This is a genomic window from Clostridium sp. D53t1_180928_C8 (genome assembly GCF_015667795.1).
Classification (GTDB): Bacteria; Bacillota; Clostridia; order Clostridiales; family Clostridiaceae; genus Clostridium.
In genome coordinates this window covers 1-22,868 of the sequence record NZ_JADPEL010000023.1, presented here as the reverse complement: position 1 = coordinate 22,868, position 22,868 = coordinate 1, and the positions used below count along the sequence as shown (strand labels likewise).

Genomic DNA, 22,868 nt, shown 5'->3' with positions numbered 1-22,868 from the left:
AAACACTATTTTTATCAATTAGTTACTTTTTTGTAACTAATACTATCTGTTTTCTAAAATATCCGAAACAAAAAAGAGCTGTTTTAAACAGCTCTTTTTTATATTGGCATATTAAAAACTATATAATTTCTACAGAAATCTCAGTTACATAATCTTCTTCATACCCTTGTCTATATAAAGAAATCTCAGATTCATATGAGTTTTTACCAATAACTAAATTATTTTCATTAGCATACTTTTCTATAATATTATAAATTTCTACTGGTTTATATTCACCTTTATGTATATACTTTATATATTTTCCCTTAGCCTTTATATGAAGCCTTTCGCATTCTACTTTTGAATAAATCTTACTAGCAATATAATATTTAAAATCTCTTTCTTCTTCAGCAAGTATTGCCATATATGATAATTGATATTCTATACTAAGTCTATTTTCTTCACAGTATCTTAAATGATTATTGATACTTTTCATCCACTCACTATTTGATTCAACATCCTTTAATACAGTTATAACAAAATATTCATCATCTTCTTCACTAATATAACAACTATTAAAATTTATATAACCTTTCATTAAATCATATTTATTAATACTTTGTTTAATAACCTGTTCTCTCTTCTCTATATTCCGTTTTTCTATTAATATTTGCTGTAATTGATCTTCCAATAATACTCTTAAATCAACTTCTTCATTATTAATATATTTATTTATTTGATTTAAAGAACAACCTGTATTTTTTAAAGTATTTATTAAATAATAATCATATAATTGCCTTTGTGAATAATATTGATACCCATTTTGTCCTTTTACCTCTGGCTTTAAAAGTCCTATATTTTTGTAATGTCTAAGAGTCTCTTTTGTTGTTTCACATAATTCTGCAAACTGTCCTGTTGTAAAAAATGATTTTTTCATTCCGCCTCCTTGACTGTGTTGTAACAACATAGTTTATATTTTCTATTGTATTCTTAAATAATTAAATAGACAAGGAGATGATTTTATGAATTGTTCTATGGAAAAATCACAAGAAACATCTATAGATAATTATACTGATAATGCATTAGATAAAAAAATTACAGCAAAATCACTATTTTTATTTTCTCTTCCATCAATTATTGGAATGGTCTTTATGAATTTATATACTATGGTAGATGGAATGTTTGTTTCAAGATTAGTTGGAACTGATGCTTTATCTGCAATAAATATAGTATTTCCAATAATTATGACTGTTATTGCTATATCTACAATGCTTTCTACAGGTGGTAATGCCATAATCTCTAAAAAAATGGGGGAAAGAAAAGAAAGTGAAGCAAGAAAGGATTTTTCAACTATAGTTTTTATTTCTATAGCTTTAAGTGTTATTATTTCTATATTGAGCTTTATATTTATAAATCCACTTTTAAAGTTTTTAGGAGCAAATGACTCTATTTATAATTATTGCTTTAACTATGCAGTAATAAGTTTAATATTTTTGCCTGCAACTATGTTTTCTGTAGTATTCCAAACATTTTTTATTACTATTGGAAAGGCTAATTTAGGTCTTACTTTTACTATTATAGGTGGAGTAAGTAATGTAATTTTAGATTATGTTTTTATAAAAGTTCTTAACTTTGGTATTTCAGGTGCTGCTATTGCTACAGGTATAGGATATTCTGTCCCTGGACTTTTAGGCTTAGCATATTTTATATTCAATCGTAAAAATTCATTATATATTGTAAAAACTAAGATTTTCAACTTAAAACTTTTATCTGAAACTTGTATTAACGGTTCTTCTGAGATGGTATCTTCTCTTTCCGCTAGTATAGTAACTTTATTGTTTAATAATATTTTAATGAGGTCAATAGGCGTAGATGGCGTTGCTGCGGTTACTGTAATACTTTATATTCAAGGATTATTAGTAGCTGTTTTTATGGGGTATTCTATGGGGTGTTCTCCATTAATAAGTTTTAATTATGGAAAAAAAGATAATAATCGCCTTCATAAAATTTATAAACTTAGTTTAATAGGAATTATTGTTACATCTATTCTTGTATTTATGTTTGGATTATTAAAATCTGATTTATTAGTTTCAATATTCACAAGCAATGGAACTAATGTATATAAATTATCTAATATAGGTTTAAAACTTTTTTCTATTTCATTTTTATTTATGGGATTAAATCTTTTTACATCTGCATTATTTACAGCTCTTTCTAATGGTAAGATATCAGCAATTATATCTTTCCTAAGAACCTTAGTATTTATAGTAATATCTGTTTTAGTATTACCATTACTAATTGGAATAAATGGAGTTTGGTTATCCGTACCTGTTGCTGAACTTTTATCACTTATAGTATCTATATTTTATCTAAAAAAATATAAATCTAAATATAAATATGCTTAATAAAATTTATTAAAATAAAAACTACTTTCACTTGAAATAAAATCAATTGAAAGTAGTTTTATTTTATATTAATTAACTTCTACATTACGTATATTCCATTTAATAAATAACATAAGTCCAATATTAAATATTGCTGACACTAAAAGAATTATTCCTATGGGTATTCCTATATCTATTACTTGTCCAAATAATATTTGTCCTGGTGCAACACTTATCGTTGCTACTGCTGTTGAAAATGCTGATACTCTTCCTAACATATTACTTGGAATTTGTTTTTGTATAAATGTTAAAGTTAATACATTTGATAATGCTATTGATAACATTATTGCAAAGCCACCAAAAGCAAAAATTCCTGCTAAAGCATAAGAATTCAATTTTATAAAGCCTAATGTAGACATAATAATAATACCAAATATCATAGGTAAACATGTATAATGCACCTTTTTAATAGAAAACATATTAGGTTTTACACTTATCCATAGCCCTCCTAATATCATTCCTAAAACACATATTGCTTCTACTATTCCAAAAACTTGTGATGGAAGTCCTAAGAATACATTTATAAAGTATGGTGCAACTATTGATAATATTGGTACTAAGAAAATATTACATAATGCATAAGAAGCTATAATTCCTAATATAACCTTCTTTTCTTTCTTTAAGTAAACAAAGCTTTCTTTCATATCTACACATGATTTTTTTACAAAATCCATAGATATTACTTTTTTATTTTTATCACTAATTGATTCTTCTTTTTTAACTATGTCTGGAATATCTAAAAACATTTCCATAATAGCTGATATTAAGAAGCTTATAGCATTTATTATTACTATAATTTTAATACCTAATATTCCATAAAGTAATCCTGCAAGTATTGGCCCTGCAAAGTTTACAATTGATCCAACTTGATTTATTATTCCATTTGCAGAAGTTAACTTTTCTTCCTCTACTATTTGTGGAATAGATGAAGTAACTGCTGGTCCATATAAGGTTGCACATATTGATAATATAAACATTACAGTTCCAACTATAAGTTCATGATCATGCCCTCTTAATAATATAAATGCATAACCTCCAATTAATACTGAACAGATTAAATCTAAATAAACCATTATCTTTTTTCTATTTACATTATCAGAAAGCCTACCTGAAATTGGTGCAAATATAATATAAGGTATAGTTGATACTGCTAATATGGTAGAAAAAGCAGCTGTACTCCCTGTAAATTCTAATAGATATAATGACATACTAAATCTTTGAATGGCATTACCAAACAGAGAAATAATCTGCCCCATAACTATTATTATAAAATTTTTATTTTTCATTAGTCCCCCTGAATAAGTCATATTCCATACATATTGGATACTTACCATCTTCACTTATTGTAAGATTGGCATTAATTCCATATATTGTTTTTAAATTTTCTTTATTAATTACATCTACCGGCCTACCTTGGCAAATAATATTACCTTTTTTAAGTCCAATTATGTTATGAGCGAATCTACAAGCATTATTAAGTTCATGAAGAACCATAACTACTGTAATATGCTTTTCTTTATTAAGCTTTTCAAGCACCTCTAAAACTTCTAATTGATAAGACATATCTAAGTATGTAGTAGGTTCATCAAGCATTATTATTTCTGTTTCTTGAGCTAAAGTCATTGCAATCCATGCTCTTTGTCTTTGTCCACCTGATAAATTTTCAACTTCTCTATCTGCAAATTCACTTAGTCCTGTTTCTTCTATTGCCCAATCTATAAGCTCATTATCATGAGTAGTAAGTCCACCTATCATTTTTTGATGAGGAAATCTTCCAAAAGCAACAAGTTCTCTTACTGTAAGTCCATCTGGACATACTGGTCCTTGTGGAAGAAATGCAACTTCTTTAGCTATATTCTTTTCTTTAACTTTCTTTATGTTCTTACCATTTATAAAGATATCACCATTCTTTGGCTTATTAATTCTTGCTACTGTCTTAAGTAAAGTTGATTTACCACATCCATTAGCTCCAATTATTATGCTTATTTCTCCCTTTGGTATTGATAAGCTCATATTTTCAATTATAGTATTATTTTCATATGCAACACTTAAGTTCTTTACACTAATAGCTTCCATAATTACTTCTCCTTCATCATTAAATAAATAAAGTATGGTACACCAAATATTGATACTGTTATTCCAACTGGTATTTCAATTGGTGAGAATAGATTTCTTGAAACTGCATCTGCAAGAATAACTATAATAACACTTATTATTGCAGATACGGTAATAAATTTTTTATGATAAGGTCCAACTAGCTTTCTTGCAATATGGGGAGCTATAAGTCCTAAAAATCCTATATTCCCTGCAAAAGCTGTTGCTGTTCCTGCTAAAATCACCGCAAAATTCAAAAACTTCTTTCTTTCCTTTTCTAAATTTAAACCTAATGATATAGCAAGCTCATCTGAAAGATTTAATACATCTAACTTTTTATGATTCAATAAAACTATCATAAACATTACTGCTACTATTGGAATAATCACTTTTGCATAACTCCATCCTGATCCCCAAAGGCTTCCTGATGTCCAAACTAACACTCTATTGTAGTCTCCAACACCACCTCTAAAAGTAAAGAAAGTTATAAATGCATTTAATCCAGCATTTAATCCAATACCAATTAATAAAAGTCTTTTAGGTTTTATTCCTTTTCTACTAGACATCATATAAATTATAAAAGCAGTAATACTTGCCCCTACTATAGCCATAAATGGTAAAACAAATATTGATAGCTGTCCTAACTCACTATAATATGCTCCTGTTGAATATGTAATAAACATTATTGCCGCAACTGCTGCTCCAGCATTTATACCTATTATTCCTGTATCAGCTAAATCATTTTTAGTAACTGTTTGAAGAATTGCTCCAGCTGTTGATAATGCAATTGCTACAAATACTCCAACTAACATTCTCGGAAGTCTTATTGTTAATATTGCTGTATTTTGAAGCTTCGTTCCATTACCTAGAAGTGTATTTATAACTTCTAAAGGTGAAACTTTATATGTACCCCAACATAAAGTAACTAAAAAAGAGAGAACCAATAAAACTATTAATACCGCTATAACTATATTAAATTTTTTCTTATTCATTATCCTCTCTCCTTTCTAGCTACTGATATAAAGAATGGTATTCCTATTAATGCTGTAAATACCCCAATCGGTGTCTCATAAGGATTAAATATCATTCTAGCTGCAACATCTGCAAAAGTTAAAAGAACTGCTCCAAGTAAAAATGCACATGGAATATTTCTTCTATAATCTTCACCTAATAATTTTCTAACTATTTGTGGTACTATAAGACCAACAAATGCTATATTTTTTCCTACTGCAACAGCTGCTGCACACATTGGTATTATAACCATAAGCGTAATAAATCTTATTTTTTCTGGATTTTCTCCAAGTCCAATTGCTACATCATCACCTAAGTTTAATATATTTATCTTTGGTGATAAGAATATTGCAATAATAAGACCAATAACTCCTACAATAAATATTAATTTAAAATCTGACCAACTTGCATTTCTAAAACCACCTGATACCCAGAATCCTATCATTTGAGATTGGTTTGATAAAAGTCCAATTACAGTAGTTAAGGAGATAAAGAATGTACTCATAGCTGTTCCTGCTAAAAGTATCTTTGCAATTGAGTTATTATTTGCTTTTTTTGATATAAAACCTAAAACTATAACTCCAGTTATTAATGCACCCATAAAAGATGCTATCATTACATTTTTAGTTGTTATTCCTATTCCAGCTGCATAAAAAATAGCTATTACTAAAGTTGCCCCTTGGCTTATACCTAATATTGATGGTTCTGCTATTGGGTTTCTAGTAACACCTTGAATCATTGCTCCTGTTACTCCTAAAACTCCTCCAGTAAATAACACAGAAAGTGTTCTTGGAATACGTACATCTCTAACTAGCATAAGTTCTAAAGTTTCATTGTAATTGAAGATACTATTCCAAATATCTGAAAAAGTAATATGGACTGACCCTAACCTTACAGCTAAAGTCAATCCTCCTACTAAGAGTAACAAACTACAAATTACAAATATTATTGTACGTTTATTACTTTGTTTCATTTAACATATCACCTATTTCATTTACTAATACTTCTCTACCTATTGAGCTATATCCTTGGTTAAAGTATGGTGATGATGGTAATACTACTACATGACCTTCTTTAACTGCAGGTAAGCTGTTCCAAATTGCATTTGATTCTAATTGTGCTAAATCTTCATCTGTTGCAATTAAGAATATATAATCTGTTTGAATTGCTGCTAATCCTTCATAAGTTACAACTGGTAAACTAATATCAGTTTGTTCTGGCATTCCTGCTGGTTTAGCTAATCCCATATCGTTATATAATACATCACCAAAACCTGCACCATCGAATATGAAGAATTGTCCCCCACTTGCTAAGAATGAAAGATAAGTTGTATCTTCACCATATTCAGCTTTGATTTTATCTCCTTCTTCTTTAGCTTCTGTTTCATATTTAGTTAACCATTCATTTGCAACATCTTCTTTATTAAATACTTTTGCTAAAGCTCTAACATCATCTTTCCAGTTTAAAGCTTCTAATTGAATCATTACAGTTGGTGCAATTTCACTTAATGCATCATACATTTTTTCTTGAACTGTTGATATAACTATTAAATCTGGTTTTAAGTTCATAACAGCTTCTACATCCATAGTATCTTGCATGCTATATCCTAATATTTCTGCTCCACTTAATGTTTCTTCTAAGTATGAAGGGAACTTAGTGTAATCATAAGCATCACTATTTGCAGTTCCTATAACCTTATATCCTAAAATTGATAAAATATCACTATTACCACTTAAATCTACTATTCTTTGAGGATCTGCAGGTATTTCAACTTCTCCTCTTACATCTGTAACTGTTACAGTGTTTCCTATAGCTTTATCTTCATTTGATGCACTATTGCTTGCACATCCTACAAACATCATAGCTGTCATGCAAGTTGCAACTAATGTCTTTAATATTTTCTTTTTCATTTTATACCTCCATATATCTTATAACTAACTTCGATTTTTCTCTCGTTTGACTTGAGTTAATTGTATATGAGAGTCATTCTCATTTCAACCATTGCACCTAATTTAATAATTTTATCATCTATTTAAATTATTTTTTTATTAGTGTAAAATGTATAATTTAGATAGTAAATAATAAACCTTATTTATATAATCTATTAAAAATATTATTTCCTAAATTTAAACAAACAATTTATTACTGAGAGGTATTCATGATTTCTAAAACAACAAAAGATTTTCAAAATAGAGTTTTAAAAGAAATGACTTTTACTCCTTACGAAACAGAAAACTATACAATTTACAAAAATAAAAAGAAACCTGAACTTGGATATTTCATTAAATATAGTAGAGAGAGCTATTATGACTTTGGAATTGGTGATTATACTATACCTAGTGATTTTTCTATTTCCTTTGATCATAATGAACACTTAATGAGATTTGGAACTGTTTATACTGGAGAAACTGAATTTGAAATTGAAAATAATCCTATATCTTCTTTTAGTCCTTCTTCTTTTTTCGTTGCTGAACAAGGTATAAAAGGTAAACAAACATGGAAAAAAGGTCAGCATTTTCATGGTGCAGAAATAACTATTTATAAAAAGTACTTTGATGAAATTATAAAACCTAATTTCCCTAAAACTATAGATTTTGATAACTTTATTAGTAATTATACTTATATATATTTACCTCTTGAAGTATCATCTATCATTCAAAGATTAAGGAGTATGTCTGAAACAGATAAAATTACTTCTCTTTATTTAGAAAGCAAAATATTGGAATGTATTGCTTTGCTTTATAATGAAATTGCTTCTTCACCAGAAAATGTTTTTACTAATCAATTAAATTATGGAAAGATTCAAATAGGCAAGGATAGATATATTACACTAACAGCCTCTGATGCTAATGCAATACAACGTGCTCATGACATTTTAACTGAGGAATTTTGTAACCCTCCTACTATTAAGAGTTTAAGTAAGATGGTGTTTTTAAACGAGCAAAAGCTAAAAGCAGGGTTTTCTGCTAAATATCATATGTCTATTAGTGAATATACTAATTCTATAAGAATGACAATGGCTGAAAATTTGCTTTCTACCACTGAGCTAAGTGTTGAAGAAATAGCTAAAAAACTTGGTTATAATTATAGTGGAAATTTTGTTAAAATGTTTAAAAAAACTCATGGTAAAACCCCATTAGCCTTTAGAAAAATTAAACTATAACAATAAAATAGGATAGCTAAATGCTATCCTATTTTATTAATTATTAATATTATTATATTTCTATTTTCTCACTAACTAAGAAGCTAATTTTCTGTTTCTTCTTTCCTTAACTTTAAACTTTAACTGAATCCTATAAAAAACAAAAAATCCAATCAAGCTCCATACTACTAACGCTATCATCGCTTCTTTACTTAATGAAGCAGGCGAATTTGGTAAAAGTAATAATATCATAAAAATTATACTTATTATTATACCTATTATTGGTATTAATTTACTTATTTTACTTTTTCCATGTTTAAAAGCTATAAATGATACATAAAGATATGCAATTGAGGCTCCTACTGATGACATATCTACTATCCAAATTATAGCCTCCCTTCCAAACCACGGTGCTATTAAACTTACTATTGTTATAAATATAATAGCATTTCCAAAGACTCCATTTTTATTTACCTTTCCAATATTTGATGGTAACATTTTATAATTAGATATGGACCCTAATAGCTTTGAACTACAAATCATAAATCCATTTATTCCACTCCATACAGCTGAACATAAAGCTATAATTAATAAAACAAATGCACCCTTACCCAATACAGTTAATACCGCACTTCCTGCTGCCCATTCTAAATTTATTGCTTCTTCTGCTGTATAAGCTAATGCAGTTATTATATTTAATATATTATAAATTAATCCTCCAATTATTAAAGAAAATATTGCAACTATTGAAGCCTTTTTCTTTGAAAAATTAAACTCCTTGCTTAACTGTGGAATTGCATCAAATCCTATAAATGCAAAAGGTGTTATTGCAAAAACCTTTGCTATTTCACTTAAATCAAAATGATAACCTTCAATATATGTATTAATAAACTTTGTTTTATCACCTTTTAAAATCATTCCTATACCTACTATCACTATCATTGATATTAGACTAAAAATTATTATATTCTGAATTTTACTTGTTTTCTTAATTCCTTTTAAATTTAATATAGCAAATGCAAGTATTATTATACTTGATACCAATATTTCACCTAAATAAACATTATATCCTGCTATATTATATAAATACCCAAATTCTAAAACTCCTCCAAATAATTTTTTGATTACGAGAGGAAATGCTGTTGCATTTAATGGAATCATTGTAAAATATGCAAGGCTTAAAAACCAACCTACAACAAAACCATGTTTCTTTCCTAAATTATTATATGTATATGAAAATTCTCCTCCCTCTTCATCATGAGTACTCATCATTATTGAATAATTTTTTTCAATAATTATTATACATATAACACCTAAAGCAAGTCCTAAAAATGTATTTATTACACCCGACTCCTTTAAAAACTTTGTTCCTGGTAACATAAAAGATCCCCATCCTATTATTGCCCCTAAAACTATTGAGAATATATCAATCTTACTTAAACTTCTTTTATTCATAACTAATTCCATCCTTAAATTTAACTTAAAATTTAAAATAATATTTAAATTATATTAAAAAGCTACAATTGATTTTATTTAATTTAACCAATTGCAGCTTTTTTAAATTTATTCTTATTTATAATAATTAAGATTTACAAGTTTTACATGATTTATTCATCATTGATTTTTTGAAAACTATATTTCCTAAAATTCCTCCTAAAACTAGGAATACTAAGAATATCCATCCTGATAGTGAAAAATTAGCTATTGGTGTATAAAGAGCACCTACATTACAACCATTTGATAATCTTGTACCAAATCCCATAGCAAATCCACCAACAATATAAATTATAGCTTCTTTGAAACTTATAGCTAAACCAGCTTTAAAAGTCTTAGTAAAACTTCCAGCTAAAAGTAAAGCAATAAGTGTACCTAAAATTATACCAGTATTTTGTACATTCATTCCATTTGAGAAAAATGGTGCTGTAAACATTTCTACTGATTTACCTGAAAACTCAGCAAGTTTTTCTGGTGAAACACCAAGCATTACAAGAAGTCTACCAAACCAGAAGCCATAAGGAGTAGAGGCCCCCCATCCTGCTTTAGTTACACCCATTAATAATGTAAATATACCACCAATTACAACTGCACCTATTCCTAAAGTCCATGGTCTTACAAATAATATTTCATAAGTTTTCTTACTAAATAACTTAAATTCCTCATTGTCTTCAAAAGTTTTTTCTTGAAGAATCTCTGTATCTACACCACTATATGTATTTTCTGACCTTCTCTTATCTTCATATTTTTTAGCAATCCAAATTACTATACCACCTAAAATAGCAGTTACTATAATAGCACCTAAATATCCATCTACCCCATCCCATTTAAATAGGTCTGGTAAGTATACACCATTAGCAAATGTTTCAGTAGATAACCATGATTTATTTATCCACGAAGCAGAACCTTGAATTGGGAATCCTACAAATACACCTAATCCAAAGAATACAAGTGTTATTAATGCACGTGGTAAACCAGTAACTACATCAGTAAGAACTCCAGATGCACAACAACTTGAAAATGCCATACCAAATCCAAATATTAATCCCCCTAATATAAGTCCTAGATTAATTGGATTAACCCATAAATCATATTGAGTTACATCTTGTCCAAATAAGAAACAAACATTAACTATCGCTGTACCTACAAATAATATCATTAATGTTCTCATTAATTTTGTAGAACCTGCTCTATAACTTCTATTTACTCCACCCGCAAATCCAAAAAAAGACCTAGTAAGAGCATACCCTAATCCTAATCCAATAATTAATCTGAAGAATAACATTGAGTTATCAAGACTTATTTTTCCCATTATTAGTATTATTGCTAGTAAAGCAAATCCAATAATATATTCCATATTCTTTTTCACTTTATTTCCCCCTTAATTAGATAATTTGTTAATTAACAAACAATATTTTTTATTTATCTAAGGTGTTTTAATCAATAATTCTTAAAACACCTTAGCGTATTATCACTTTAATTAATCAAAATTATATTTAGAAACTATTGGTTGTCTATCTAAAACTTTATCATTGAAGTATTCATAGAATGATATACCCATAAATCCTCCTGATACGTTATATACATTTTCAAAACCTAAGTGTTGTAATGCTAAACATGCATTATAACTTCTTTGTGCACTTCTACAATGTAAATAAATTGGTCTATCTGTTGGTATTTCTTCTAATCTATCTCTTATTTCACTTAATGGTAAGTTAATAGCTCCAATTATATGTCCTTCTTCATACTCATCAGCTTCTCTTACATCAATTATACAAGCTCCATTTTCAACTAAGTCTCTTACTTCATGTACATATACTTGCTTAAATGCTCCTTCTAAAATATTTGAAGCAACTAATGCAGCATGATTAACAACATCTTTAGCTGTTCCAAATGGTGGAGCATAACATAATTCTAAATCTTTTAAATCTTCAATTGTTCCTCCCATTTTAATAAGAGTTGCTATTATATCTACTCTCTTATCAACATTTCCCCTACCAATTGCTTGTGCTCCTAATATTCTTCCTGTTGGAACTTCAAATATCAATTTAAAATGTAATGGCTCGCTTCCTGGCATTAGTCCAACTTTATCTTGTGGTATAACTCTTACTACCTCATAGTTTAAGTTTAAATTCAAATCCTTTATTTGTGATTCCGTTAATCCTGTTGAAGCTCCATTATAATCAAATACTTGAATACATGAAGATCCAATATACCCACTATTTCTTGATGCTCTTCCATGAATATGATCGGCAACTGCTCTTGCTTGCTTTTGTGCTGGCCCTGCTAATGGTAATTTTGTTGTTGAATTAGTTAATGCATGATAAACTTCTACAGCATCACCTACTGCATATATATCCTTATCATTTGTCAAGTAATTTTGATTAACTTTTATAGCACCAGTCTTTCCTACTTCTAATCCTGCTTCTCTTGCTAAATCAGTTTCTGGAGTAACTCCTATTGCCATAACTACAGCATCAGCTTCAACTTTCTTACCTGATTCTAAAATAACAGCATTAAATCCAAAAGCGTTTACTTTGTCCCCAACTATTAAATTGATACCATGATCATCCATTGATTTATGTAATACTTGAACCATATCATAATCAAATGGTTTCATTATTTGCTCCATAGCTTCTATTAATGTTACATTGTATCCTGCTTCCTTTAAATTTTCTGCAACTTCAACTCCTATGAATCCTCCACCTATTACAGAGATATTCTTACAATTGTTATCTTTTATATATACATTTAACCTAGCAATATCAACAACATTTCTTACTGTAAATACATTGATATCTTCTATACCATTAATTGGTGGAATTATAGCTTTAGCTCCCGGTGATAATACTAATTTATCGTAACTTTCATCATACTCACTACCATTTACTACATTTCTAACATGAACTGTTTTATTTTTTCTATTTATTGAAACTACTTCATTATAAACTCTTGCATCTATTCTATATTGACTATAAAATTTATCAGGCTTCATAAGAACTAAATCATCATGACTCTCAACTTTTCCACTTAAGTGGTATGGTAAGCAACAGTTTGAGAATGAAACATGTGGTCCTCTTTCAAACATAACTATTTCATTTTTTTCATCTAATCTTCTTAGTCTAGCAGCTGCTGAAGCCCCACCTGCAACTCCTCCAACAATAACTATCTTTTTGCCCATATTACTTTCCAACCTTTCAATATAACTTTTAAAATCTATACTTACATAATTGTTAAATTTTTATCTTTTAAATATATAACCTATTCTGGCCTTCCTTGTGATAATATCATATAAATTACAACATAACATAATAATAATATGTTATGTTTAATAACAGTTTGTTATAAAGCTTGTTTAATTAAGTAATTTTATGTAATATTAATGTATTCCATTTCAAAAAAATAAAAATGCTAATATTTAAAAATACTAATATTAAGTAATAAAATAATGGTAGGATGTGAAAATATGAATTTAACGTATCTTCGTTCCTTTTATACTACAGTTAAATGTAATAGTATATCTAGGGCTGCTAAACAACTACATATGACCCAACCAGGTGTTAGTATACAAATACAGAAGCTAGAAAATGAAATGAACTCTAAACTATTAAATAGAAGTAATACAGGTGTTAGTTTAACAGAAGCTGGAAAAATAATTTTTGAATTCTCTGAATCTATGTTATCTTTAGAAGATAATTTAGAGAAAAAACTAACAGAATTAAAAAATATTAAATCTAAACTAGCTATTTCTTGCTGTAAAAGTTTAGGTGAACATGTTATACCTTGTAGTATTTATACATTTAAAGAAATTCACTGCAATATTGATATATCAATGGATATAGACAATACCTCTGATATTTTAAAAAAGTTATCTAACCATGAAACTAATATAGGAATTATACAGGGTGAACCTAATAACAGTGAGAATTTTGAAATAATTCCCTTATTATCAGATAACCTTATTTTGGTTGGTGGAAAAAATAATGATATAAAGTCTATTAGCATAAATGAATTATACAATTTACCCTTAATAGTAAGAGAAAATGGCTCTGCTAATAAATCTATTTTAAAAGAGAGTATGAAAAATAACTCAATTAACTTTAATAACTTAAATATTGTTTTGTCTTTGAACTCTCCACAATCTATAAAATCCTCTATTTCTTTTGGGCACGGATATTCATTTCTACCGGAGGTTTCACTTACTCATGAATTAAGAAGTGGTGTATTTAAAAAGATTAATGTAAATAATATAAAGTTTCCTTTTGAGTACTATATAGTATTTAGAAAAAATTATATATTAGCTCCTTATGAAGAAAAATTTATTGACTTTTTAACATCTAAAAAGCGTTGTTTTTGTTACTAAAAAAAGAGATGTATTATATTTAATTTTAGGATTAAATATAATACATCTTAAATGTGAAAATTAATCTAATAGATATATTCCTGTTTATATTTTGTATTTTAAATGAGACTTTTTATATTAACTTCAATAAACAGTATAAATAATCTGTAAATTAAAATATACCTTTTTACTTAAATTGTATACATAACGTTTATTTTACTTTATAAATCTAATAGCTGTTAAAGTATTTGGTCCTTCAATATCAACATCTTCCATAGCTTTAGCATCTGAATATACCAATACCCTATATCTAACATTTCTAAGGTTTGTAGTTTCAATATCTACATGTGAAAATGGAATTGCCACATCATCACTTGCTGGTGCAAGATCAACTTCTAAAGTGTATATAGGTTTAGGAGTACTCATTAATGAAGAAACCTTCTGAATAATTATTGTAATATTAGCATTTTCAGCTTCAGTAGTTTCCCCATCTTCTAAGTCTGGTTCATATTCATGATCTAATACAACAACCCCATTTAACCATATAACATCGCCTGCGAAAACTTGCTTAAATCCTACTTCAAGCATATGGGTAGGATTCATAGCATCAATTGATATAGGAACATCATCACCATCTGGTCTTTCATCAAATTGAAATTCAATTTCACTAACTAAATCACTCTTAGCTAATCTATAACTTCCTTCAAAGTAAGCCATAAATTTATCCAACTCCTTTATACAGTTATAATAACAGTATATTATAGACATAATATTTTGATACAATGCCTATAGTTGAATCCTAACGTTAAATAATGAATTTATTAAATTTAACAAGATAATAAAAAGAACTCTTAATTATTTTACATAATATTAGTACATTACCATTAATAATAGATTTTATTGATAATATAGTAAATTTAATTTTAATTTATTATATTTGTTATGGTAAATATACCGTTATTCTAGTTCCTATTTCTTTTCTACTTAAAACACTAAAATACCCCTTATGATTATCAATAATCCACTTAGCTATAGATAATCCTAGCCCTGTCCCACCATCTTTTCTAACTCTTGCTGTGTCTGCTCTAAAGAATCTTTCAAATATATGAGGTACATCTTCCTCATCCATTCCAATTCCATTATCTTGAATAGAAAAATAAGCTTCACCACTATTATTTTTACTAACTTTAAGAAGTATTTCTTCTCCTTGTTCTGTATACTTTGCTGCATTTTCAACTAAAATCCTAGCTGTTTGCTTAATAAGTCCAATGTCACCATAAACATCAATATCTTCTTCAAAATCAACATAATTATATATATGTTTATCATCTATCATTTTAGATTCTTCAGTAACTTCCTTAATCAGATTATTAAGAGAAAACTTAGTTAAAGTAAGATGAGTTTTTCCATTAATACCTCTAGCTAAAAATAATAACTGTTCTACCAAATTCTTCATACTTTCAGATTCAGACTTTATTGCAGCTATCGATTCCTCTAATACACTTTCATCATCTTTTCCCCATCTATCAAGCATATTTGCATATCCTTGTATTACCGAAATTGGAGTTCTAAGTTCATGAGAAGCATCTGAGACAAATCTCGCCTGCTGCCTATATGAATCCCTCATTCTATCTAATAATTTATTTATCGCCTCTTCTAAACCTTGAAATTCACTATCCTCAATCTTTATTCTTTCATCAGAAGTTACAGGGCTTATTTTAGATATGGCATCCTCTAAGTTATGAAATTTTTCTTCATCAAAATCTAAATTACTAAGCCTACTTGTTGTTTCTGCTATTTCATTAAGAGGTCTTAAGATTCTTCTAACCTTTGCTGTACCAAAAATTATTTCTTCTAATAAAAATATCCCTTCTGCAATTCCTAATATTATACTTATTTTTCTTATATTATATAAAAACTCACTCGCTTCCTTAACCATAGTATTTCCACTATCCCAAATTACTGTATAAGTTGCTGTTTCTATTGGATAAAAGTTTATTTTTCTTTGAGCACTTTCTACTACTGAGCCATAAAAACTCTTTTCTGAATCAATGCACCATAAAATTAGTAATATAGCTAGTAATATGGTATCAATTATAAGAAACTTAAAGAATAAATCTCTTACCTGTATAGCATTAAGCTTTATTGCAATAGATGTAACTTTTTTATTCTTCTTATGCTTACTCATCCTTTATTACGTATCCTACTCCACGAACTGTCGTTATTATTTTTGTTTTAAATGCATCATCAATTTTAGTTCTTAAAAACCTTATATAGACATCTATTACATTAGTTTCACCAATATAATCATAACCACAGACTTTTTCTATAAGTACATCTCTAGTTAATACTATATTTTTATTTTCCATTAATATTTGAAGCAAGTTAAATTCTCTATTAGTTAATTCAATTTCAGTATTATCATACATTACCTTATGCTTCATTTTATCTAAACTTAATAATCCACAACTTATTACATCTTCATTTTTCTTTTCTGTAACTATTCTCTTTTTAAGAGCTGTTCTTATTCTTGCAAGTAATTCCTCTATTGCAAATGGTTTAGTTATATAATCATCTGCCCCTGCATCAAGACCTGATACCTTATCCATAACAGAATCTCTTGCAGTAAGCATTATTATTGGAATATCTGAAACTCTTCTAATCCTTCTTAACACTTCAAGTCCATTAATCTCCGGAAGCATTACATCAAGAAGAACTAAATCTACTTTATCTTGCTCTGCTATTTCAATACCTATTCTTCCATTAGTTGCTTTTATTACTTCATAACCTTCATGTTTAAGTTCTAGCTCAACAAATCTTGCTAGCTTTTCTTCATCTTCAATAATTAAAATTTTAATCATGTTTAGTCCCCCTTTTTACTTTTTCTTTTATCTCATAAACTATTTTTTCAATTCTACTTATTACTTTATTAGCTTTATCTGTATTTACATTTTTAGAATACACTTTAAATTTGATTCCAAAAAATAATCCAATAATTATTAAAGGAATCAAAATCCAAAATGCAAAAAATAATAATACTATTACTACTGTAAGAGGTAATTTAAAAAGCAATCCATTATCTTTTTTTATCTCAATTAAAATATTATTGCATGTATCTATAGACTTACATATTACTTCAAAGACTCCATAAAAATCATTTTTCTTATTATATCTATTTTCACTATTATTATTTTTATAATCCTCTTTGCCTTCTTCTTCCCCTTTACTATATTCATACTGCTGATTATTACTATAAAAAACACTTACAGCAGGTTTTTTTATTATTCCCTTATTCTCTAAATAAAGCATAGCTTCTAACATATCCCAATTACTATTTTCTAAAGCATCTTTAGCTTCTTCATAGCTTATATTAGTTTTATATTTTAATTTATCTACAAGCTCTCGCTTTTCCATTTTATTCTCCCAAATTTAATTAATAACTTCTCTTTATAAGTATTCTACTAAATTATAACATCTAAACTATTATTTTCACAAAAAATAAAGGAATAAGTTTTACCCTATTCCTCATTAACCTATTGTTCTTCATAACCTTTTTTAAAATCTTTTTTAATAGTATCTGCTGATTTTGAGACTTCTTCAAAAATATTATTTACGCCTTCATAATTTACTTTCTTCCCTGATAATGAATATTTATATCCACAGAACAATCCTATAACTAATAGTATTAAAGTTGGTGGCATAAATAACAACAATAAAATTATTGACATTGTTAAAGATATTCTTATTGGCTTTTCATTATTTTTTCTAATTTCAAAGAAGTTTTCATTTCCTTTTCTAAATATTTTACCTATAAATTTAAATATTCTTCCAACAACTTCTCCTATACCGCCAAAATTTTCTTCATGCTTTTTACTTTGATTTTTACTTTCTTCTTTTTCTTCTTTAATTTCAATTATAGTAGTTGTTTCATTGTTCTCTACTTTTCCTCTTCTCTCTAAATAAACAATAGCATCTAACAAATCAAAATTACAGTTCCCTAAAGCTTGTTCTGCTTCCTCTCTAGTTACATTAGCCTTTCCCATTAATACCTCGATCATTTCATTTCTTTCCATTTATATTACCTCCATGATTTTTAATTTTTAATTACTTTTGTCGTTCATCATGGTTATATAATACATTTGGAAAATTAATCTAAAATATAAGAAAGATTAAAATTAGATTAAAAAATAATAAATTATTTTATTTATTATTTTTTAACCACATAATTGCAGAATATGTATGCATAGCTGCTCCAGTAACTAATATGTCTTCATTAAATACCACCTTTTCATTGTGCATTGCTTCTCCATACAATGAATTTTCTTGTTTTGTACCAGCACCTAGCATAAGATAAACACTAGGAACCTTATATGAATATGAAGCAAAATCCTCAGATCCCATTCCCCCACCTTCAAATAATACTACTGATTTTTCACCTAATAAATCCTTTAAATAAGAAGTAACCTCATTAGATAACTCCGTATCATTAGTCAGTGGCGGAACTGATGATAACTCAATTAACTCTGCTTCTCCTCTAAACATCTTAGCAGTAGAAATAACAATATCATTAATTCTATTAAATATAAATTCCCCAATCTCCTTATTTAAACTCCTTATTGTACCCTCCATAACAACTTCACCTGGTATTATATTAGCTGCTTCTCCACCAACAAATTTACCTATAGTTAACACGGCTGATTGTGTAGCCGATATTTCTCTAGCAATTATTTCTTGTAAAGATATATATATGTGAGCTGCTATATTTATTGGATCTACACCCAATTCAGGCATAGCCCCGTGACATCCATTTCCTCTTACTACTATTCTAAATCTATTACATCCTGCAATGCTAGTTCCTAATCCACATAAAACAACATTAGATGGCGTTCCTGAATGAACATGCATTGCCATAGCTGCATCAACCTTTGGATTTTCTAAAACTCCTGATTGTATCATTTTTTTTGCCCCTGTAAATCCTTCTTCATCTGGCTGAAATACTAATTTTACAGTTCCCTCTATTTTATCTTGATTTTGTTTTAATAGCTTAGCTGCCCCTAAAAGCATTGAAGTATGCATATCATGACCACATGAATGCATACTTCCATTATTTGATTTAAAATCACATTCAGTTACCTCTTTCATTGGTAATGCATCCATATCTGCTCTTAATAAAAATACTTTTCCTTCTTTATTTCCATTAATTGTAGCAACTATACCACTTTCACATATTTCTTGAGGCTCATATCCGAACTCCTTTAATTTATCCATAACATATGCTTTTGTTTTAGGTAACTCTGAACCTACCTCTGGGTTACTATGCATAGTCCTTCTATAACTTATTAATTCATCTTTTATTAATTTAGCTTGATTCATAATTTCCTTCATAAAATACACCTCATTTTCATTTTTACCGTACTTTATCTTCTAATTTTAATTTTAGTACTTATAAAAAAACATTATAAATCAATTTATTACTTTTGCAACTTTTTATTTAAAATGAATATATTATCTATTTCTTCTTCATTTTCATCATAATACTTTACTTCTGCACCTGTTATATACCCTACCGTATTTCTATCAAGTACACTTCCTTGAATATCTAATAGTTCCGATTCATTCATTGGTAACTCTACTTCTTTTGTTTCATTATCTATATTACATACTATCTTAACCTTCATCTTTATCATTCTCCTTTACAAGATTAGTATGCTTAAATTTTATTATCGTACTCCATACTACTTTTTTATCTTAAATCCTACTAATATACTTTTAGTAATTGTTAAATAACGTTAAATTATTGTTATAAAAATTTAACATCAAAGTATTAATAAAGTTATTGAAATTAGATATTTGATTATATATAATTATCCATAAAACTACATGGAAATACTTAGATATTAATCTTAATGTTTCCACGAACTTAAACATAAAACCTAATAACCTTTAAAATTATTAAGACATTATTTACATATTTTCAATTGTAAATTATGTCTTTTTATATAAAAGCTATTAATACTTATTGAATAAAAAAGGAGCACTATTTTTATTATGAAAGAGTTTAATCAAGAGTATTTTGAATATAAACTATCAATTAATATTTTTGAACAAGCTATTGTATATTTATCAATAAAATTATTTCAAATTTTTAGAATTATTAATAAAATACTTAATATAAAAATAATATTCAATAAAAATTATGAATTTAACACCAGTTAATTATTTAACTTTATAAGGAGTATTAATAGCAAGATATTATTTTATTCTTAAGGGAGTGACTTTTAAATGAAATTAATTAAGAAAATTAAACCCGGTAGAATTATTGTATTAGGTTTTTTAATAGTAATATTTTTAGGAACTATATTATTAATGCTACCTATATCTATAAATGAAGGTAAAAATGTATCTTTTATAGATGCACTATTCACATCTACAAGTGCTGTGTGTGTAACAGGCTTAATAGCAATAGATACCGCTGATACCTTTACTGTATTTGGACGAACTATCGTAGCCTTATTAATTCAAATAGGTGGACTGGGAGTTACATCAGTTGGAGTCGGATTTATTATGTTAATGAGGAAAAAGGTGGGTATTAAGGAAAGAACACTTATAAAAGAATCTATGAATTTAGACTCCTTAAAAGGAGTAGTAAAATTAGTTAAATCAATTTTAATTATGACCTTAGTTTTTGAAAGTATAGGCGTAATATTAAGTTATATAGTATTTTCAAAAGATTATGAACCATTAGATGCTTTAGGCATTAGTTTGTTTCACTCTATTGCTGCTTTTAACAATTCAGGTTTTGATATATTAGGAGGACTTCAAAACTTAATACCTTATCAAAATAATATAATTTTAAATTTAACTACCTGCGGATTAATTATATTTGGTGGAATAGGATTTTTAGTTATTAAAGAGATTATTGAAATAAGATCTTTTAAAAAATTCACTCTACATACAAAGATAGTTCTTATCATGACAGGAATACTATTAATAGTTGGGACTATATTATTGAAACTTACTGAAAATATATCATGGCTTGGAGCATTCTTTTTCAGTACCTCTGCAAGAACAGCAGGGTTTAGTACTTATCCATTAAGCACTTTTACAAATGCAGGCTTATTTGTATTAACTATTTTAATGTTTATAGGCGCATCACCAGGGTCAACTGGTGGTGGTATAAAGACTACAACATTATTTACCTTGTATAAAAGTATTTATAGTACATCTACTAACAATCATTGTGTTGCCTTTAAAAGAAAAATACCACTTGGTGTTATATTAAAAGCATTTAATATTACTATTTTAGCCTTGTTTGTTATATGTATAGGAACATTTACCTTAAGTATCTTGGAACCAAATTATACTTTTATACAATTATTATTTGAAGTAACTAGCGCTTTTGGTACAGTAGGATTATCAACTGGCATAACTCCTGATCTTTCTGATTTAAGTAAATTTATTATTTCACTAATTATGTTTATTGGAAGGTTAGGACCTATGACAATAGCTACTATTTGGTACTTTAAGGAATCATCAAATGCATGTTATTCAGAGGAAACAGTTATAATAGGATAGGAGAGATATTTATGTTTAATTATAAATCAGTAGTAGAGTTTGGAATAATAGGAATAGGAAGATTTGGATTTTCCTTAGCCAAAACATTAATAGAAGCCGGAAGAGATGTTATAGTATTAGATTGTGATGAAAATAAAATAAAGAATATTAGAACACTTACTGATAATGCCTTTGTTGTCAATAACTTAGATAAGGAAACCTTACAAGAAACCGGAATTCAAAATTGTGAAACTGTATTTGTATGTATAGGTGAAAAAATAGATGTAAATATATTAACCACCTTAAATGTTATTAATTTAGGAGTGCCTAGAGTAATTTCTAAAGCAATAACTTATGAACAAGGATGTGTTTTAGAAAAGATTGGTGCAGAAGTCGTATATCCCGAAAGTGATATGGCTATTAGAATTGCAAATAGATTACTAAATGAAGAAGCTTTAGAGTTTATTGAATTAAATAATAATATTCATATAGAAAAAGTTAAAATAACTGATAAATTAGATGGAAAAACAATATCAAAATCTAAAATACGTGATAATTTTAATTTAAATATTATAGCATTAGAAAGAGATAGAAATACAGTAATAGAAATTGATCCAAGCTATATACTAAGAAAAAATGACTTAATTGTAATTATAGGCAAAAAAAATAATATAAGAGCTCTTGAAGAATTTTTAGATAATAAATAAATATTTATTATCTAAAAATTCTAAAATCAGGACCACCCGTAAAACGGGTGGTTTGCTCTACGCCTATAAGGCTCTGTTACTGGCCGTGCTACTCGCACGTC

General features: G+C 27.7%; 21 protein-coding genes. 5 read left to right on the top strand and 16 right to left on the bottom strand.

Translation table 11 applies throughout. The annotated features are described in order from the left end of the window. Positions 1 to 118 precede the first annotated feature (118 nt). Positions 119 to 916: a MerR family transcriptional regulator gene (locus tag I4V51_RS13430; protein WP_195988943.1), complete on the bottom strand. Its 798-nt coding sequence runs from the start codon at positions 914 to 916 to the stop codon at positions 119 to 121. An 85-nt stretch (positions 917 to 1,001) separates the two neighbouring features. On the opposite strand from I4V51_RS13430, the gene I4V51_RS13425 reads away from it, so the two are divergent. Further along, entirely contained in the window at positions 1,002 to 2,384 is a 1,383-nt protein-coding gene (locus I4V51_RS13425) for an MATE family efflux transporter (RefSeq protein WP_243281510.1), read from the top strand. Positions 2,385 to 2,452: 68 nt separating this feature from the next. Here the strand turns inward: I4V51_RS13425 and I4V51_RS13420 are convergent, their stop codons facing one another. From I4V51_RS13420 to I4V51_RS13400, 5 genes are read right to left on the bottom strand one after another with little or no spacing between them, the layout of a single operon-like run. Then, entirely contained in the window at positions 2,453 to 3,709 is a 1,257-nt protein-coding gene (locus I4V51_RS13420) for an MFS transporter (protein ID WP_195988942.1), read from the bottom strand. After that, positions 3,699 to 4,499 (bottom strand): ABC transporter ATP-binding protein, encoded by an 801-nt coding sequence (locus I4V51_RS13415; RefSeq protein ID WP_195988941.1) that lies wholly within the window; start codon positions 4,497 to 4,499, stop codon positions 3,699 to 3,701. The genes I4V51_RS13420 and I4V51_RS13415 overlap by 11 nt, the downstream gene beginning before the upstream one ends. 2 nt (positions 4,500 to 4,501) lie before the next feature. Continuing rightward, a complete protein-coding gene (locus I4V51_RS13410; protein WP_195988940.1) occupies positions 4,502 to 5,509 on the bottom strand; it encodes an iron ABC transporter permease in 1,008 nt (335 codons plus the stop codon). Then, entirely contained in the window at positions 5,509 to 6,501 is a 993-nt protein-coding gene (locus I4V51_RS13405; protein ID WP_195988939.1) for an iron ABC transporter permease, read from the bottom strand. The genes I4V51_RS13410 and I4V51_RS13405 overlap by 1 nt, the downstream gene beginning before the upstream one ends. Beyond that, positions 6,488 to 7,438 (bottom strand): ABC transporter substrate-binding protein, encoded by a 951-nt coding sequence (locus tag I4V51_RS13400; protein ID WP_195988938.1) that lies wholly within the window; start codon positions 7,436 to 7,438, stop codon positions 6,488 to 6,490. Before I4V51_RS13400 ends, I4V51_RS13405 begins: the two co-directional genes overlap by 14 nt. Before the next feature lie 248 nt (positions 7,439 to 7,686). Here I4V51_RS13400 and I4V51_RS13395 point away from each other — a divergent pair, with 248 nt between their 5' ends. After that, positions 7,687 to 8,691 (top strand): AraC family transcriptional regulator, encoded by a 1,005-nt coding sequence (locus I4V51_RS13395; RefSeq protein WP_195988937.1) that lies wholly within the window; start codon positions 7,687 to 7,689, stop codon positions 8,689 to 8,691. 75 nt (positions 8,692 to 8,766) lie between these two features. Here I4V51_RS13395 and I4V51_RS13390 read toward each other — a convergent pair whose 3' ends face one another. The 3 genes from I4V51_RS13390 to I4V51_RS13380 form a co-directional block, all read right to left on the bottom strand. Beyond that, positions 8,767 to 10,125 (bottom strand): APC family permease, encoded by a 1,359-nt coding sequence (locus I4V51_RS13390; protein ID WP_195988936.1) that lies wholly within the window; start codon positions 10,123 to 10,125, stop codon positions 8,767 to 8,769. Positions 10,126 to 10,252: 127 nt separating this feature from the next. Continuing rightward, on the bottom strand, positions 10,253 to 11,533 hold the full coding sequence (locus I4V51_RS13385; RefSeq protein ID WP_195988935.1) for a YeeE/YedE family protein: 1,281 nt from the start codon (positions 11,531 to 11,533) through the stop codon (positions 10,253 to 10,255). A gap of 111 nt (positions 11,534 to 11,644) precedes the next feature. Continuing rightward, complete coding sequence (locus I4V51_RS13380; protein WP_195988934.1) at positions 11,645 to 13,345, bottom strand: FAD-dependent oxidoreductase; 1,701 nt, start codon at positions 13,343 to 13,345, stop codon at positions 11,645 to 11,647. A 285-nt stretch (positions 13,346 to 13,630) separates the two neighbouring features. On the opposite strand from I4V51_RS13380, the gene I4V51_RS13375 reads away from it, so the two are divergent. Continuing rightward, positions 13,631 to 14,527 (top strand): LysR family transcriptional regulator, encoded by an 897-nt coding sequence (locus tag I4V51_RS13375; RefSeq protein ID WP_195988933.1) that lies wholly within the window; start codon positions 13,631 to 13,633, stop codon positions 14,525 to 14,527. Between the two features lie 195 nt (positions 14,528 to 14,722). Here I4V51_RS13375 and I4V51_RS13370 read toward each other — a convergent pair whose 3' ends face one another. The 7 genes from I4V51_RS13370 to I4V51_RS13340 form a co-directional block, all read right to left on the bottom strand. Next, positions 14,723 to 15,223: a hypothetical protein gene (locus I4V51_RS13370; RefSeq protein ID WP_195988932.1), complete on the bottom strand. Its 501-nt coding sequence runs from the start codon at positions 15,221 to 15,223 to the stop codon at positions 14,723 to 14,725. Positions 15,224 to 15,446: 223 nt separating this feature from the next. Then, entirely contained in the window at positions 15,447 to 16,694 is a 1,248-nt protein-coding gene (locus I4V51_RS13365) for a HAMP domain-containing sensor histidine kinase (RefSeq protein ID WP_195988931.1), read from the bottom strand. Beyond that, complete coding sequence (locus I4V51_RS13360) at positions 16,687 to 17,367, bottom strand: response regulator transcription factor (protein ID WP_195988930.1); 681 nt, start codon at positions 17,365 to 17,367, stop codon at positions 16,687 to 16,689. The genes I4V51_RS13365 and I4V51_RS13360 overlap by 8 nt, the downstream gene beginning before the upstream one ends. Beyond that, entirely contained in the window at positions 17,360 to 17,920 is a 561-nt protein-coding gene (locus I4V51_RS13355; RefSeq protein WP_195988929.1) for a ubiquitin, read from the bottom strand. Before I4V51_RS13355 ends, I4V51_RS13360 begins: the two co-directional genes overlap by 8 nt. A gap of 119 nt (positions 17,921 to 18,039) precedes the next feature. Further along, complete coding sequence (locus I4V51_RS13350) at positions 18,040 to 18,579, bottom strand: DUF4342 domain-containing protein (RefSeq protein ID WP_195988928.1); 540 nt, start codon at positions 18,577 to 18,579, stop codon at positions 18,040 to 18,042. A gap of 127 nt (positions 18,580 to 18,706) precedes the next feature. Then, positions 18,707 to 19,891 carry a M20 family metallopeptidase gene (locus I4V51_RS13345; RefSeq protein ID WP_195988927.1) on the bottom strand — a complete coding sequence of 395 codons (1,185 nt, stop codon included), beginning with the start codon at positions 19,889 to 19,891 and terminating at the stop codon, positions 18,707 to 18,709. A gap of 86 nt (positions 19,892 to 19,977) precedes the next feature. Next, the gene (locus I4V51_RS13340) at positions 19,978 to 20,184 is read right to left on the bottom strand and encodes a hypothetical protein (RefSeq protein ID WP_195988926.1); all 207 of its coding nucleotides are present in this window, start codon (positions 20,182 to 20,184) and stop codon (positions 19,978 to 19,980) included. Between the two features lie 604 nt (positions 20,185 to 20,788). On the opposite strand from I4V51_RS13340, the gene I4V51_RS13335 reads away from it, so the two are divergent. Both I4V51_RS13335 and I4V51_RS13330 read left to right on the top strand, forming a co-directional pair. Further along, positions 20,789 to 22,081, top strand: a complete 1,293-nt coding sequence (locus tag I4V51_RS13335; protein WP_195988925.1) for a potassium transporter TrkG — start codon at positions 20,789 to 20,791, stop codon at positions 22,079 to 22,081. A gap of 11 nt (positions 22,082 to 22,092) precedes the next feature. Beyond that, a complete protein-coding gene (locus I4V51_RS13330) occupies positions 22,093 to 22,767 on the top strand; it encodes a TrkA family potassium uptake protein (RefSeq protein WP_195988924.1) in 675 nt (224 codons plus the stop codon). Positions 22,768 to 22,868 lie beyond the last annotated feature (101 nt).